The sequence below is a fragment of the Acinetobacter sp. ANC 5378 genome (genome assembly GCF_013004315.1).
Classification (GTDB): Bacteria; Pseudomonadota; Gammaproteobacteria; order Pseudomonadales; family Moraxellaceae; genus Acinetobacter.
In genome coordinates this window covers 1-15,347 of sequence record NZ_JABERK010000010.1, presented here as the reverse complement: position 1 = coordinate 15,347, position 15,347 = coordinate 1, and the positions used below count along the sequence as shown (strand labels likewise).

Sequence of the window (15,347 nt, the reverse complement as noted above, 5' to 3'; positions counted from 1 at the left end):
GGGTAAATTTCTGGATTAGTGTGCCTCATCCCAATTCATGCCTTTGCCCACTTCCACAATCAATGGAACTGAAAGTTTCACTACAGATTGCATCACTTCAGCCAGTTTCGGTGCCAGTTCATCGGCAATGTCGGCATCGACTTCAAATACCAATTCATCGTGTACCTGTAACAGCATTTTAGCCTGATCTTTCGGTAACATTTTATCGACTTCAATCATCGCCATTTTAATGATGTCGGCTGCACTACCTTGTAGCGGTGCATTGATTGCAGCACGTTCAGCGCCTTTACGAACCATCATGTTTCGTGCGTCGATATCCGGTGTATAAAGGCGACGACCTAAAATCGTTTCAACAAAACCTTGTTCCAAAGCCACCTGACGCGTACGTTGCATATACTCATAAATGCCCGGATAGCGGTGGAAATATTGCTTGATATAGTCTTGCGATTCTTGGCGGGTAAAGCCCAGTTGACGAATCAAACCAAATTCAGACATACCATATAAAAGACCAAAGTTGACGGCTTTGGCTTGACGACGTTGATCATTGGTGACATCTTCAAGCGCAATCCCCAATACTTCAGCCGCGGTACGGCGATGCACGTCTTGACCATGCTCAAAGGCATCGACCAAGGCTTCATCCTGAGAAAGATGCGCCATTAAACGTAATTCAATTTGTGAATAATCAGCTGCAAGCAGTACACGGCCTTCAGGTGCAATAAAGGCTTTACGAATCTGACGACCAATTTCTTCACGCACTGGAATGTTTTGCAGGTTAGGATCAGTCGATGACAAACGGCCTGTTGCCGTTAAAGCCTGATGATAACTGGTATGCACACGCCCGCTGTCATTGTTGGCCTGTTTTTGTAGACCATCGGTATAGGTGCTTTTGAGTTTGGAAAGACCACGATATTCCAAAATTAAAGCGGTAATCGGATGGTCAATTTTTTCAAGGATACTTTCACTGGTACTGTATTGGCCAGTCGCTGTTTTTTTGCCACCTTTGAGTCCAAGCTTGTCAAATAGCACTTCACCGACCTGTTTGGGTGAGCTGACATTAAAGCTTTGTCCTGCCAATTCGGTAATTTGGTTCTCGAGGTTTTGAATGGTATTTGAAAATTCTACACTCAACTGATCCAGGAATTTCAGATCAAGTTCGATGCCGTTTTCTTCCATAATGGTCAGAACACGCGCAACCGGCATTTCAATATTGAGCAAAATATTGTTCAGCTCAGGGATAGCCTGTAACTTTTTAGACAAGACTTCGTATAAGCGATAAGTGACATGCGCATCTTCAGCCGCATAATGTGCAGCTGTTTCAATATCAATTTGATTAAAGGTTTTTTGTTTAACCCCTTTGCCGGCAATTTGTTCAAAGGTGGTGGTCAAATGACTCAAATATAAACGCGCCACATCATCCATGCCGTGACGGGTCGCCACAGAATTTAAAACATAGGATGCTAGCATGGTATCAAAATACCAGCCTTGCAGTTCAATGCCGTGATTTTGCAAGATGTGAGCATCATATTTCAAATGATGTCCAATTTTTTGGATTGAATCATCTTCTAAAATGGGTTTGATTTGCGCAAGGATGGTTTCACGATTGAGTTGTTCCGGTGCATCTTCATAGTCGTGTGCCAGTGGAATGTAATAGGCATCGTTGGCATCAAAAGCCAGTGAAAAGCCGACCATTTCAGCGACACGATAATCCAGACTGGTGGTTTCAGTGTCAAATGCAAAACGTTTGGCGCTGCTTAAGCGCTGGAAAAGTTGGATCCAGTCTGCTTGAGTTAAAATGGTATGATAAGTGGCTTTACCAAGTTGATCATCTACACTGGTGATATCTGCCTGATCTTCAGTTTCAATGACGACTTCTGAATGTGCAGTTTTTTCAATCACTTTAGAGGTTTGTTTATAAACTGAATTATTCGGATTGTTTGGATGATCCAGAGACTGTAACTGGTTACGGAATTCAAGTTCGGTATACAGGCGACGCAGTTCTTCGACATTTGGATCAAGAAGTTTAAGATCTTCATAAGTGAGGCCCATATCCAGGTCGCAAACAATACTGGCTAATTGATGATCCAGGGTAATGCCTTCAACATTGTCTTTAATGTTTTGACCAACTTTACCTTTGATTTGATCGACATTTTCTAAAATGCCGCCAATTGAGCCGTATTCAGTCAAAAGTTTAGCCGCAGTTTTAGCACCCACGCCCGGTACGCCACGAATGCCATCCGAGGCATCGCCCATCAGGGTTAAATAATCGATAATTTGATTCGGCCAAACCCCGAATTTTTCAAACACGCCATCGACATCCATCGGCTTGTCTTTAAAGCTGTCTTCCAGTGTCACTTTGTCGGTGACCAACTGCGCCATGTCTTTATCGCCAGTCGAGATCAGCACTTGATAGCCTTTGGCTTCGGCACGTTTAGCCAAGGTACCAATCACGTCATCCGCCTCAGCACCTGGAAGGGTATACAAAGGAATACCCAAAGCACGGATCAGGTTGTGAAGATAGGGAATCTGCTGAGACAGTTCATCCGGCATACTTGGACGGTCACCTTTATAAATCGGTGAAAGCTGATGACGGAAAGTCGGTTCAGGGGTATCAAAAATCACCGCCATATGGGTCGGTTGAATACGACGCATCAACTTTTGAATCGCAGAAATGGCACCACGAATTGCGTTGGTCTGTAAACCAGTCGAAGTGGTTAGTGGTGGCAGTGCATGGTATGCACGAAATAAAAAATATGAGCCATCGACCAAAACAAATGGTGGCATTGAAGGATTCCTAATTCAAATATCGGGCTTATTGTACGTGATTTTGCACATGAACATAGCCACATCATCAAACAAGCATGTTACCGAATATCTGATGAATGCTTAAAAATCAAAGTCCGAGCTGTTGTATGATCAGGTCAAAAGGATTGAGATAAAGAAAAGATGCACAAAGGGCAGAGCGAAATCCGGATGATTTGGCTGATGGTATTGATTATTGTCGGGGTGGGGTCTTGGTTTTTAGAGGTACGGATATTCACCTATTTATGTGGCTTAGCCTTTGTCATGAGTGTGATGCAATATGTCGATGCCATTCAGACACCGGCAGTGAAAATTGCTGCAGAAACAAATCTTTCGGTTCAAGAAAGCTCTAAAGTTCCTTTATATCTTTGTTCAATTGTTGCCCTTGTCGGTGGTGCAATGGAGTGGAGTTTTGTCGTGGGACTGGGCATCACGGCGTGGATTTTTTTCTTTCTGAGGTGGTTGCGCCATTTAGAAGGTTTATTAAGCCAAGTACAAACGCGATTACATCAGACGCCAAGAAACCTATCTTCTACTGTTGAAAATCCATCCCCTCAACTTCCTGAATCTCAAACTGTCTCACCTTCATTGGAACTGATTGATCAGTTAAAACAGTGGATCTTTCAAGGAAATCCTGTTTTAAAAGCAGCAATATTGGTACTGGTGATTGGCATCGTATTATTGCTGCGTTTTGCTACCGAACATTGGCAACTCAGTCTTGCACTGAAGCTGGCGATTGTTGCGGGCATCAGTGCCGCAGTGACCGGACTCGGTTACTGGTTGCAGACTAAAAACCGCAGTTTTGCACTGGCCTTAGAAGGCTTGGGTTTAGCGGCATTATTTTTGACCCTATTCTTTGCTTATTACAATGCCGTGATTCTTACTCTAGGCATGGCTGCCTTGTGCTTTGCTGCCATTATGGGCGTGACACTCGCTCTAAGCTTAAAACAGCAATCAATTGAACTGGCACTGATGGCGCTGATCATTGCTTATATTGCGCCATTTACCCTACCGGTTCGTAATGCCACCGCCATTGAACTGATTGCCTATTATGTGGTGATCAATCTTGCCGTTGTCGTGTTAAGTACATTACGCCCCTGGAAAATCCTCAATCAAATTGCCTTTTTAATGACCGTGATTGTCGGGGGAGGCTATGCCTTTTATCAGGGGGAGGAATCCGAACGAAATACGTTAACGCTATTGGTTGCTGTGCATACCGCAATATTTGTCTGGCTGAGTTTTCGTTTTAGCCAGCTGATTGCCAAAGATGATCTTACCCAATTTAAACTCAAACCTGCTTTGGATATTGCCCTGATTTTTGGCGCACCGATTGTCGGTTATATTTTTATTTATTTAATGTATTTTGATGAAATGCTACGACAAGCTGGTGCAAGTCTGGCTTTTGCAGCCGTTTATGCAGGTTTGTATCAATTGTCGAAACGCAATCAGGCAGTGCAGCTAATTTCACAAAGCTATTTTAGTTTAATGCTGATTTTCCTGGCCCTGATTCCACCGATTCTTTTACACAAGCAATGGAGTGTCATTGGCTGGGCAGTGGAAGGGCTGATTATTTTTACTTATGCCTTGTATCGCAAGTCTGAGATCAGTCGTTATCTTGCAATGGGCTTATTGATTGTTGCCGGATTATCCAGTTTGTATTACTTGGTGGAGCTGAATGAATTTCCACGAGATATGTATTGGGGGCTGTGCCTGAGTTATTTTGCCGTGGTTTTGGTCGCCAATAGCCGAGAATCTTTTAGGAATCAGCTGACCAATTCAACCATCGCTTTTCACTGTTTGCAGATGCTGTCTGCAACCACGATGTTTATTGTGCTGTTGCTGGATGAAATTGACAGTCCTCGCCAGCTTGTGATGAGTCTGTTGATTGTCAGTGGATTCTATCTGCTGATGAATGAAGTCATGTTACGTTGCAAAGCCACATGGTCATGGTTATTTCCCAAATGGTTGGGTTTAATTCCAGTCTTTGTTTTTGCTCTCATTATCGTGATTGATCAGAGCAAGCAGGGAGTTATTGTTTGGTTGTCTATGTTTGATCGGGTCGGTTTTGCACTCTCTGGCTTGATGCTGACCGCATTATGGCTGCGTCCGATGTTGGGTGTGCGGACTGAAAAAGAGTGGGGCAGTTTTGGGACGCTAACCAGTCTCGCCATGACTAGCTTAACTTTTTTTCCGAGCATGCCTTATATCAGTGTGGTGATTTTGCCTTTGCTGTTCTGTGCCTGGTGTTATTGGCAGGTGGATAATCCAGACTGGAAAATGTTCTGGCAAGCGCGAAGTAGTTTGCTGCTGATGGCAACCTGGATTGTCTGTTCGCAACTGTTTACCGAGCAGGCTTTCCAAAGCTATTTTCTACCGATTATTAATCCATTTGATCTGGTGAGTATCGCCATGTTGGCGTGCTTTATCTGGATGCTGTCATTGCAGGTTAAATCGGGCTTAGATAAAGGCATCGTGGCAGTGCTGATGGTACTCAGTCTACTTTGGCTCAGTAGTTATATTGTGCTACGCGCATTACACGTGTATTTAGGTACGCCGTTTAACGAACTTGCTTTATGGGAAGATGGCACGGTTCAACTGAGTCTGACTTTGCTGTGGGTGAGTTTGGCTTTTATGACCATGAGCTTCGCCAGTCGCAAAAAATTGCGTTCAGTCTGGATTTTGGGTGGCAGTATTCTGGTGATTGTGACCTTGAAGTTGGTGCTGTTTGATTTGTCGCATATCGGAACCTTAACCCGGGTGATTTCATTCTTGGGCGCAGGTTTTGTGATGTTGCTGATTGCCTATATTGCCCCGATTCCTGAAAGTTCTTTGCCGCAAAAATCCCCCTAAATCCCCCTTTGATAAAGGGAGACTCGAATCTAAATAAGTATTTGATTTGATTCTCCCTCCTTTTATAAAGGAGGGTCGGGGAGGATTAAATTATAAAAATAATTATTTCAACCTCGCCTCACGCTTCACTTCTTTAGCATTTGCATACGGATCAATATCTTCTTCATTTAAAGGCTGAACATTTGCAGGTCGATCAACAAAGCCCATTTTCGGCACAGGAATTTCAATATGATTGTCCAAGAAACCATTACGAATACGTTCCTGCATTTCGTCACGAACTTTTAAAAAGTTTTCACGATCACACCAAATCGCAAATAACAGTTCAATGGATGATTCTCGGAAGGCTGTTACGGTCACTGCCGGTTTAGGGTCAGCCAGAACCAGAGGGTATTTATTGGCAACATCAAGCAGGACTTCACGAACTTTAATGATGTCTTCATGAAAGTTGATGGCTAGAGTAATTGGAATACGCCGAATGGGAAACTTGGACAGATTATAGACGGGTGCACGAATCAGTTGTTCATTCGGAACACGAACATAGACATTGTCCTGAGTTAGCAGTTTGACCGAGAGCAAGTCAATCGAAATCACTTCACCCTCAATGGTATGTCCGCGAATCAAGGTCATTTGCACGGTATCGCCAATTTCAAAAGAACCTTCACCAATCAGGAACAAGCCACTGATTAAGTTGGAGGCAGAAGTTTGTGAAGCAAAACCCAAGGCTACCGTCAAAATACCGGCAGCACCTAAAAATACACTCAGTTTAAAGCCAGCTTCTTTAAGGCTTGCCATCACAAAGATCAGGAAGATGAAATAGAAAATACCGCGTCGCCAGACCAGACTTTGATGCGCATTAAAACGTGAGCCAATGGTGCGAATAAAGGCATTCGAGACAAAGCGGGCAATCAGGAAGCCAATCAGCGATAAGATCACGGCCACTAAAATTTCAGTGAGGCGTTCCGTATTGATATTGGTAAAAATGCTTTTGACGCTTTGGGTAATTTCTTTCGGAATATTTGAATCTGCCATATTACCCCCTAGAAAAATGAATCAAACATATTAAACAAAGCACTGGCTGGAGCACGTGGCGGATGCAGATACATTACTTCACCTGCATGCGGTGGGGTACGGTTTTCAATCCGAATTCGCGGCGGTCGATCCGAACCTTCATGCAAGACTTTAATTTGTGAAGTCCATAACCGTCCGGTACTTTCACTATAGAATAGGGGGAGTGCTGAAACTGGCACATTCATCCGGTCAAAACGTAATTGTTGATGACTGGTATTGTGAAATTCAATCGGGGTGACCGCACGAAAAGCCCGTGGTTTTAACTGATGCAATTCAGTCCGACCATCGACCGAAGTGGCATAGCAAATTTCACCGGTACGATGATTAGGTCCAAACCAGGTGTCTTTCGGTAAAATTACCGGAATATCAAACAGCGGATCTTTTTGTCCTTCGACAAAACCGGCAATCCATAACGGTGTGCTGATATACAGCGTCCCACGTTGTCCGGCAGGAATATAAATCGGATCAACCGGTTTGATCACCACGGAACGATCTGCCAAGCGCGGCATAAGCTGCAACTTATTTTGCGTTGACTTGAACATATAGCGTTCTACTTTGACCGGTTGTGGAAAACCAAAATTGGGATCTTCAATTTCATGCCACTTTTGTTCATAGTCGTACTGAACTGGAGGGCGATGAAATTCCAGCCGCCATTCTTGTAAGCCACGGGTAAGACGAAATAACAGTGAACCAAATTGCCATGCTTTGGGCTGATTCAATTCAAAAGTGTGTTCACCCCACCATTTTAAATTCGGGTGCTCTGGTTCGATCAATTCATTGTTTTTAGACAACGGCACATTTCCTTTATTGCTTAATCAGTAAAAACAGACTTCACGCTGTCTTATGCTTAGAGTACACTCAAATCAATTTATTCATCATTATAAACTTTGATGCAACTACTTAAACAATTACAAATACCTTATAGTTTTGCCAAGCGTCATGGCGTATTGCTGCGTTACGAGGGTGATCAGGCCTTTATTGTGCGCCGTGAAAATACGCCATTGCTGGCGATACAAGAAGCCCGTCGATATTTAGGTCATGCTGCGCAGCATCAATTATGTAGCGAACAAGAATTTCATCAATTGCTCAGTTCAAGCTTTGCCGGAGATACTGGCGAATCGCAACAAGTGGCTGCTGGTCTGGAAGATCATCCCGATTTACTCAGTTTGGCAGATTCGGTGCCTGAAGCTGAAGATCTGATGGATCAGGAAGATGATGCACCGATTGTGCGACTGATTAATGCATTATTGTCTGAAGCGATTCGCGTCGGTGCATCTGATATTCATATCGAATCTTTTGAAAAAAAATTATCCGTACGCTTACGTGTCGATGGGCAACTTCGAGAAATTGTGCAGCCTCGCCGTGAGTTGGCACCACTTTTAGTGTCACGTATTAAAGTCATGGCAAAACTGGATATTGCCGAAAAACGCGTGCCGCAAGATGGTCGCATGTCGTTAAGACTGGCTGGTCGTGAAGTGGATGTCCGTGTTTCAACTCTACCTTCATCGCATGGTGAACGTGTGGTAATGCGTTTGCTCGACAAACAAGCTGGACGTTTGAATATGACGCATTTGGGCTTGATGCAACCGGATTATGAACGTTTAACCCATCTGGTGCATCGTCCACACGGCATTATTCTGGTGACCGGACCCACCGGTTCAGGTAAAACCACCACTTTATATGCGGCATTATCCGACTTGAATGATGGCTCAAAAAACATTTTGACTGCCGAAGATCCGATTGAATATCAGCTGGAAGGGATTGGGCAGACTCAGGTGAATACCAAAGTGGATATGACCTTTGCCCGTGCTTTGAAAGCCATGCTGCGACAGGACCCTGATGTCGTGATGGTCGGTGAGATTCGTGATCTGGAAACTGCGGAAATTGCCGTGCAAGCCTCATTAACCGGTCACTTGGTGCTTTCAACCCTACATACCAATACGGCAATTGGTGCAGTCACCCGTTTAAAAGATATGGGTATTGAACCCTTCTTGTTAGCCAGTTCTCTGATTGGCGTGATTGCCCAACGTTTGGTGCGAACCTTATGTCCACGCTGTGCCACATGGCATGAGGCAGATGCTTTTGAAACCGAAATTTTCAAGCATTTACAAACAGACACTCTATTAAAATTACCGCAACCGAAAGGTTGTGATCACTGCTCGCATACCGGTTTTATGGGGCGTACTGCAATTTATGAAATTGTCCCTGTCGATGATCAAATGCGTCGTTTGGTACACGGTAATGCTGCGGAATATGAGATAGAAACTTATGCACGTAAACAGTCGGGTTCAATCCGCGATGATGGTTTGCGCAAAGTATTAGCGGGTAAAACCACTCTGGAAGAAGTACTGCGTGTCACCAATGAAGCGGCCGAATAGGCCGCTTTATTTTTGGATAGTTTATATACTCTTTACCTAAACCCTAATGGTAAAAGGCTTAGAGAATAAACAGAATAGAATTACTGAAGTTGAATTTTTCCATTAGCTTGCTCTTTCGAAAAACTCATGTTAGTGGTTAGGCTTTTTTTATCGTTGAATCCTCTAACTGTCTGAATTCCAGCTATCAAGATCAGTGAAGTTAATTATCCTTTTATTCCTTGTTATAACTGGGTATCTAGAAATAACAAAGTGTTCAATGTCATTAATTCCTGTTTTTGAGGTTATGAGACTTTCCCTGTTTTCTTCTTTGATGAGTGCTTTTTCATAATAATTACAAAGTCGTTGATTAAACCTACCGATTTTCTTATAGTCATAGTTCACTCTTGATATATCAATATAATTGTTTTTACATTGGAAATTATAAATTTTATTATCTTTGATTGTAATTAAGTCGAATTCTTTATGATTTATTCTAGTAATGCTTGTCGGTGTATAGCCTTTGGCTTCTAAAATTTTTGAAGCCTTATCTTCAAAAATAAATCCTGAATGGATTTGAAAAGTTCTATTTTTTAAGAGAGATTGGGATAGTGTTCTATATACAAAGCGGGTAAGCAAAACTACAGTCGTATAAAACTGTCCATCAATTTTTTGAAATGGCGAATAATTATTTAGATTATCGAAATATTCGGATGAAGTGATATGAAGTTTCAAGGATTTATACTTGATTGAAATGTTAGTAAATTTATCTTCCTCAATTACAACATGAAAGTCACCTTTAAGATAAATCTCTATTTCATTTATTAGTAATGAAAGTTCTTTGGACTCTATATTATTTTGTATTTTATATTTATTAAATGCTCCTTCAAATAATATCATTGCATTTATAACTTCACTGAATGAAAAAATTTTATTATGTGCTTTAGGTAACATTTCTTTCGATATAATAGTTTCAGGTCGTAAATCCATTTGGTCAATTAACGAAAGTCTTTCAGGTTCCATAAAGAAACCTTCCAGATGGTTATATTCAAAATTTCTCTTTGCAATAATCCCATTTGAATCTATTTCAAAGTCGGTTAAACAATTATTTAAGAGCAAATTGTAATATGCGGTTGTTATATTGGTTAAACAGCTATCGAGCGGATACTGTAAAAAATTCAATGTATCAAGGTAATTGATAACTTTTTTACCTTTTGCAACTTTTGGAATGAGTCTGAGTGTAGTTATATAATAAGCTCGTCTTGATTGTAGATATGCTATTGCATTTTTTGTATTGTTTAATCGTAAATTATTTCCTGTTTGGCTGAATATTCCTTGTAATTGGTAAGATGAGTCAATAGCTATGCACATCATAGCTAATTGCTGAAAGCGAATAGCAACATTTTTATCAAATTTATTTTCTAAGATAGAAAGAACAATTTTGAGTTTCGATAAATTATTAAGATCAAGAAAATTGAAGTCTAAATTTAAAAATAGATTTACTTCAATCTTATTAGATAGCTCTAAGGGAATGTTAATAATCTCGTCAATAGAACGAACTATAGATCTCCAATGGCTATAAAGATAATTTGGGTCATAATCGGCAATTGTCGAATAAAAGCTCTCTATGTGATATTTTATAGATGCAGAAAAAATTTTATTAATTTCTTCTTTTGTTAATTTTTCGATGGGTAATTTCATTTGAAATCAGTATTAAGCAGGTTTTTTTGTGTGGTCATATTAATTTAAACTGCTTTATAAATTAAATCCACTTAAAAGTTTCTGACTTTTAGGTGGATTATTTATTAAAATCAAACAATCACATTCAAAGTCACATTAATATTATTACGTGTCGCATTGGAATAAGGGCAAACAATATTCGCAGCATCCACCAATTTTTGTGCTTCGGCCTGATCCATACCTTCTAAATGAATATTCAAGGTTACTTCAATCCCGAAACCCGTCGGGATTGGACCGATACCGACTTCGCCTTCAATATAGGCATCTTTAGCGATATTGAGTTTATCGCGGTTGGCGACAAATTTCATTGCACCAAGGAAACATGCTGAATAACCGGCTGCAAAAAGTTGTTCCGGATTGGTACCACCACCCGCACCACCCATTTCTTTAGGTACGGCTAATTGGACATCCAAAATTCCATCGGATGAGATTGCACGCCCATCACGTCCGCCGGTTGCTTTCGCTTTTGCTGTATAGACCGCTTTTTCTAAAGGCATTTTTATGATCCCTGAATTTAATATGAGTGGTTATCGTGTGGGATTTTGATGAAAGAATAAGCAGTGATTTTGTAATTTTTATAAAGCAGAAATTTCAAGTTTAAAGCTGAATTGAATTAGAAATTAATAATTTTACGGTGCTGAATTAAAGGCATAGATGTACGAATAGCCTCTTGTTCAGTAAGGTCAAAAGGAACAGTAATTAAACTTGCACCTTCGCTATCAATGATATCTAAAATTTGACCACGACTATTGCTTGCACCGGCATGTCCCCAAGTTTGACGCTTTTCACCATGCCAGCCTTGTTGAGCTGCGCCTAAGACATAACATTGGCTATCGATCGCACGTGCTTGCAACAGTAACTGCCAATGCATTTGACCAGTGGTGTAGGTAAACGCCGCGGGTGCAGTCAGTATATTTGCACCTTGACTACGTAAAGTGAGTGCCAGTTCAGGAAAGCGTAAGTCATAGCAGACCATCAGACCAATATTACCGAAGGGTGTTTTTGCAACAACGATATCTGTGCCCGGTTCAAAGAATTTAGATTCCTGATATCCACCGACAGCATCACCCACTTGTACATCAAACAAATGAATTTTGTCATAACGCGCTTCAGTACCTTCTGGACTAATACATAAACTCACCGTACGTACACGACCATCAGTAATAACAGAGCCATCTGGACGGAACGGGCATGGGAGAGTGCCCGCCACAATCCAGATTTGATACTGATGGGCAAGTTTTTCCAAGCGCTGTTGAATCGCTTCGAATTGCGCTGCCGTCTCGCGTTGTTTCCCACCCGCAAAACAGACAAAGTTTTCAGGGAAAACAATCAGCTCTGCACCATCAGCTTTACTCTGTTGTATCAATGACTCGATCACGATGAAATTGGCTTCAATGTCATCTTGGGAATTCATTTGTACAACAGAGAGTAAAGTCATGTGATGGCTCTAAATAATAATTTTTATACGTTTTGTTGAGATACTTGTTCTAAAGTATCTTGTTCTTTTTGTAATTGTTTCACCAAAGGCTCAAACATATTTTGGTTACTTTCATTCAACTTCATCAGTGTTTTATGTGCATCTAAAACAGTGGTTAACATTGCGTTATGAGTAATGTGTTCTTCAATTAATTCGCGGGTACATACTTTTGGATCACCGCAGTAATTTAAGATCACAAAAACCTGACCCAAGCCCATGCTATTGGCCAAGGTAGTAATATCTGGATTGGTGGATAACATAACTGCCTGAATTTGGTGAGTCTGTTTCAGCTTTAAACCAAGCTTGGCAAGTACACCTAAAACAGTGCTGTCAATAAATGTAGTCTGGGTTAAATCTACGATTGCCCCAACGACATTTGATTGCTGTTCAATTTTACTAAGGAGTTTGTCTAGACTGATACAAGATTGGGCACGCACTTCGCCAATAAGCTTAAAAATATGCGTTCCATTCAAGCTTGCATATTCAACATGACCTGTTGACATATAAATGCCATTTGCAGAGAAGGATCGTAAAATTATCACATAGGGCTACTACAGACTCAAGTGCTCAAGAGTCGTATATCGCTTAGTTGAAAGTTAACGTATTGATTATATGGTTAATTCATTCTGCGTAAACTTAGTATTGCAATATCGTCGGCAACATGTTCAGGGGCTTGGAAGGATTGATTTTGTAAATGGAAGACTAATTTTTCAAATTGTTCATTCAGCCCACCATCGTAAGGTTCAAGTGCACCATCTGAACAAATAATAAACCGGGCCTGACGATTCAATACACATTCAAATTCTTCAACTTCAAGATCTTCAGTGAGTCCTAAAGGAAAGCTGCTGGTATTTAAAATGCGTGGCGGTTGGTTCGGTTCAAAGATAATTGCAGGTGGATAATGTCCGGCACTGGACCAACGTAGCTGATGCGTTTCTAAATTTAAAACCCCGGCAATCATCGTAATATGTTTTTCGATATTTTCTTGAACCAGCATCCCGTTGAGCTTTTTAATTAACTCGCGCGGTGTTTTAGAGCGACCATGAAAGGCAGCCATCCAGGAGGTTAATAAACTGCTGGTGACTCCATGCCCAGAAACATCAGCCAGATAAAACATAATTTCTTTATCGCTGATTTTCCAGTAATCATACCAATCACCTGACAGGTATGCAGAAGGTTGAAATAAGGTTTCAACCTTATAATTCATCAGTTCGATCGGATTAGGAAGTAGGCACTGTTGCAAATGTGCAGCTGAGGGAAGGTCGCGACTATCTTGATTACGTTTATATTGCGCATCAATTTTGAGTAATGAGGCTTCGGGATCGCTGGGCAATTTGTTCCAGATCCAACCGGCTAAAGCACCTAGCTCCCAGGCTTGGGCTAAAGCTGTGCCTTCATTTTCAAAAGCCAGCACAATCGTGGGGAGTGACCATTGATAAGTCAGATAGTCCTGTACATCTGCAATCGCTAAAATTGTGGGATCATACAAATCAATATCATCTATGTGAATCATTTGCACACTTGGAAGTGTACTTAGAACCTCATCTAAATAAGGAATATTGCGAGTCGGTTGAATGAAATACATAAAGAAATTGTATAATCCTTAAGGTAATAACGTATAGCTGTACTATAACAAGCTAATGATCAGCAAAGAAAGATACTCTGCTGATCATATTTTTAATCAATGGCAAAGACTTATTTAGTGGTTGTGTCTACATCATCATTTTGCATTTCATCTGGGTTGTTATTTTGATTATCTTCTGGCACGTCATTTTCAGTGCTATCGAGATCATCTTCAATGAACAGGCTTTCAGATTCTAGCCCTTTTTTTTCTGCAATTGCGAAATTTTTACGTTGCAAGTAAATATCACGAATTGCAGCATATTTATCACCTTGCAACACATCTTCTATATCTAAAAGTTGTGAGCGGGCATCAATGCCACCTAAAGCTTGGTCGGCCCAATAAATTCCGTCATGATCTTCCAGAAGGTATTTTTGTGGGCGGGCTTGACTGTCTACTAGGGTGCCCAATCCATCACGAAATGTACTTGGACCGAAAACGGGTAACACTAAATATGCCCCAGAAGGGATACCGTAATAGCCTAATGTGGTACCAAAATTTTCTTCTTCAGCAGTTAATCCCATACGTCGAGCTGGATCTGCAAAACCTAAAGTAGTGATGGTATTAATCGTAAATCGTCCTAAAGATTCTGCAGCACGAAGAGGACGACCTTGAATGAGCTGATTTACCACATTCCAAGGTTCGCCCAAGTTTTTGCGAAATTGACGATACGACCCACGTACATCAGTGGGTACTTTTTCTTTATATTGAACGGCTAAAGGGCGGGCCACATGACGATCTAGAACATCATTAAAAGCAAAGATCTGTCTATTCAAGGGTTGCAAGGGATCTTTTTGACTTTCAGGCTGGGTTGCATTTGCATTTACTTTTAAATCTTTCGCTTTAATATTTTTTAATTCTTTCAAGGCTTCAAGACGAGGATTTTGAGCCGTTTGGATTTTTTTTGTGGAAGCTTCTACGTTTTTAGTTGCAGTAGATTCAGAATTTTCTATCGCATCATTTGCGAATACAGGGGAAGTAAGTCCAAAAGAGAAAAGGCTAACCCAAACATAATGAAAGTGACGCATAAAAAATCCTAGAGCTTTATCGTAAGCTGGTGCTTAAAGCTAAAAATACCGAATAAAGTATATTAACAGTTCTTTGAGACATGGTATTAAAACAAATTTGATCAAAATATGTAGGAAAAAAGACGAAATGATTAAAATATACTCGTATGATAAGTAAAGTTGAAAAAAGGGGTTGCATAGTAAAATAAATCCCCTATAATGCACATCCATCGGCGGTGATGTTGATTAAAACTTGTTGAGAAACAAGGATTTAGCCTAAAGGGTTTGAATCTGGAAGTCTTGGAGAAGTTTAAAAATAATCAATAAAACCTGTTGACTTTTTAGAGATAGAGAGTAATATAGCCGACCTAGCTTGCTGCTGACGAAGTAGCAAGAAGATCATTAAGAGATTATGAAGAACAACTTGTGTG

General features: G+C 40.8%; 11 protein-coding genes. 2 read left to right on the top strand and 9 right to left on the bottom strand.

Going from position 1 to position 15,347, the window contains the following annotated elements:
- Positions 1 to 15 precede the first annotated feature (15 nt).
- On the bottom strand, positions 16 to 2,781 hold the full coding sequence (polA, locus tag HLH16_RS02475) for a DNA polymerase I (RefSeq protein ID WP_171528111.1): 2,766 nt from the start codon (positions 2,779 to 2,781) through the stop codon (positions 16 to 18).
- 162 nt (positions 2,782 to 2,943) lie between these two features.
- Between polA and HLH16_RS02470 the strand changes: the two genes are divergently transcribed.
- The gene (locus tag HLH16_RS02470) at positions 2,944 to 5,649 is read left to right on the top strand and encodes a DUF2339 domain-containing protein (RefSeq protein WP_171528110.1); all 2,706 of its coding nucleotides are present in this window, start codon (positions 2,944 to 2,946) and stop codon (positions 5,647 to 5,649) included.
- Positions 5,650 to 5,751: 102 nt separating this feature from the next.
- Here HLH16_RS02470 and HLH16_RS02465 read toward each other — a convergent pair whose 3' ends face one another.
- Positions 5,752 to 6,678 carry a mechanosensitive ion channel family protein gene (locus tag HLH16_RS02465; RefSeq protein ID WP_171528109.1) on the bottom strand — a complete coding sequence of 309 codons (927 nt, stop codon included), beginning with the start codon at positions 6,676 to 6,678 and terminating at the stop codon, positions 5,752 to 5,754.
- 8 nt (positions 6,679 to 6,686) lie between these two features.
- Positions 6,687 to 7,508, bottom strand: a complete 822-nt coding sequence (locus HLH16_RS02460) for a DUF432 domain-containing protein (protein WP_171528108.1) — start codon at positions 7,506 to 7,508, stop codon at positions 6,687 to 6,689.
- Positions 7,509 to 7,607: 99 nt separating this feature from the next.
- Here HLH16_RS02460 and gspE point away from each other — a divergent pair, with 99 nt between their 5' ends.
- On the top strand, positions 7,608 to 9,095 hold the full coding sequence (gene gspE, locus HLH16_RS02455; RefSeq protein ID WP_171528107.1) for a type II secretion system ATPase GspE: 1,488 nt from the start codon (positions 7,608 to 7,610) through the stop codon (positions 9,093 to 9,095).
- A gap of 162 nt (positions 9,096 to 9,257) precedes the next feature.
- Here gspE and HLH16_RS02450 read toward each other — a convergent pair whose 3' ends face one another.
- The 6 genes from HLH16_RS02450 to HLH16_RS02425 all read right to left on the bottom strand — a co-directional run bounded on the left by HLH16_RS02450 (position 9,258) and on the right by HLH16_RS02425 (position 14,937).
- Positions 9,258 to 10,772, bottom strand: coding sequence for a hypothetical protein (locus HLH16_RS02450; RefSeq protein ID WP_171528106.1), 1,515 nt, complete (start codon positions 10,770 to 10,772; stop codon positions 9,258 to 9,260).
- 110 nt (positions 10,773 to 10,882) lie between these two features.
- Positions 10,883 to 11,308, bottom strand: a complete 426-nt coding sequence (locus HLH16_RS02445) for an organic hydroperoxide resistance protein (RefSeq protein ID WP_171528105.1) — start codon at positions 11,306 to 11,308, stop codon at positions 10,883 to 10,885.
- Positions 11,309 to 11,424: 116 nt separating this feature from the next.
- A complete protein-coding gene (locus tag HLH16_RS02440) occupies positions 11,425 to 12,249 on the bottom strand; it encodes a carbon-nitrogen hydrolase family protein (RefSeq protein WP_171528104.1) in 825 nt (274 codons plus the stop codon).
- Between the two features lie 23 nt (positions 12,250 to 12,272).
- Positions 12,273 to 12,791, bottom strand: a complete 519-nt coding sequence (gene gigB, locus HLH16_RS02435) for an anti-anti-sigma factor GigB (protein WP_086192859.1) — start codon at positions 12,789 to 12,791, stop codon at positions 12,273 to 12,275.
- Positions 12,792 to 12,904: 113 nt separating this feature from the next.
- Positions 12,905 to 13,873 (bottom strand): RsbU family protein phosphatase GigA, encoded by a 969-nt coding sequence (gene gigA / locus HLH16_RS02430; RefSeq protein ID WP_131290227.1) that lies wholly within the window; start codon positions 13,871 to 13,873, stop codon positions 12,905 to 12,907.
- A gap of 110 nt (positions 13,874 to 13,983) precedes the next feature.
- Positions 13,984 to 14,937 (bottom strand): MlaA family lipoprotein, encoded by a 954-nt coding sequence (locus HLH16_RS02425; protein ID WP_171528103.1) that lies wholly within the window; start codon positions 14,935 to 14,937, stop codon positions 13,984 to 13,986.
- Positions 14,938 to 15,347: the final 410 nt, after the last annotated feature.

Bases quoted from the DNA above. Each gene is read 5' to 3' on its own strand.
- HLH16_RS02440 (WP_171528104.1), bottom strand. From the start codon at position 12,249: ATGACTTTACTCTCTGTTGTACAAATGAATTCCCAAGATGACATTGAA.
- gigA (WP_131290227.1), bottom strand. From the start codon at position 13,873: ATGTATTTCATTCAACCGACTCGCAATATTCCTTATTTAGATGAGGTT.
- polA (WP_171528111.1), bottom strand. From the start codon at position 2,781: ATGCCACCATTTGTTTTGGTCGATGGCTCATATTTTTTATTTCGTGCA.
- HLH16_RS02470 (WP_171528110.1), top strand. From the start codon at position 2,944: ATGCACAAAGGGCAGAGCGAAATCCGGATGATTTGGCTGATGGTATTG.
- HLH16_RS02465 (WP_171528109.1), bottom strand. From the start codon at position 6,678: ATGGCAGATTCAAATATTCCGAAAGAAATTACCCAAAGCGTCAAAAGC.
- HLH16_RS02445 (WP_171528105.1), bottom strand. From the start codon at position 11,308: ATGCCTTTAGAAAAAGCGGTCTATACAGCAAAAGCGAAAGCAACCGGC.
- gigB (WP_086192859.1), bottom strand. From the start codon at position 12,791: ATGTCAACAGGTCATGTTGAATATGCAAGCTTGAATGGAACGCATATT.
- HLH16_RS02425 (WP_171528103.1), bottom strand. From the start codon at position 14,937: ATGCGTCACTTTCATTATGTTTGGGTTAGCCTTTTCTCTTTTGGACTT.
- gspE (WP_171528107.1), top strand. From the start codon at position 7,608: ATGCAACTACTTAAACAATTACAAATACCTTATAGTTTTGCCAAGCGT.
- HLH16_RS02450 (WP_171528106.1), bottom strand. From the start codon at position 10,772: ATGAAATTACCCATCGAAAAATTAACAAAAGAAGAAATTAATAAAATT.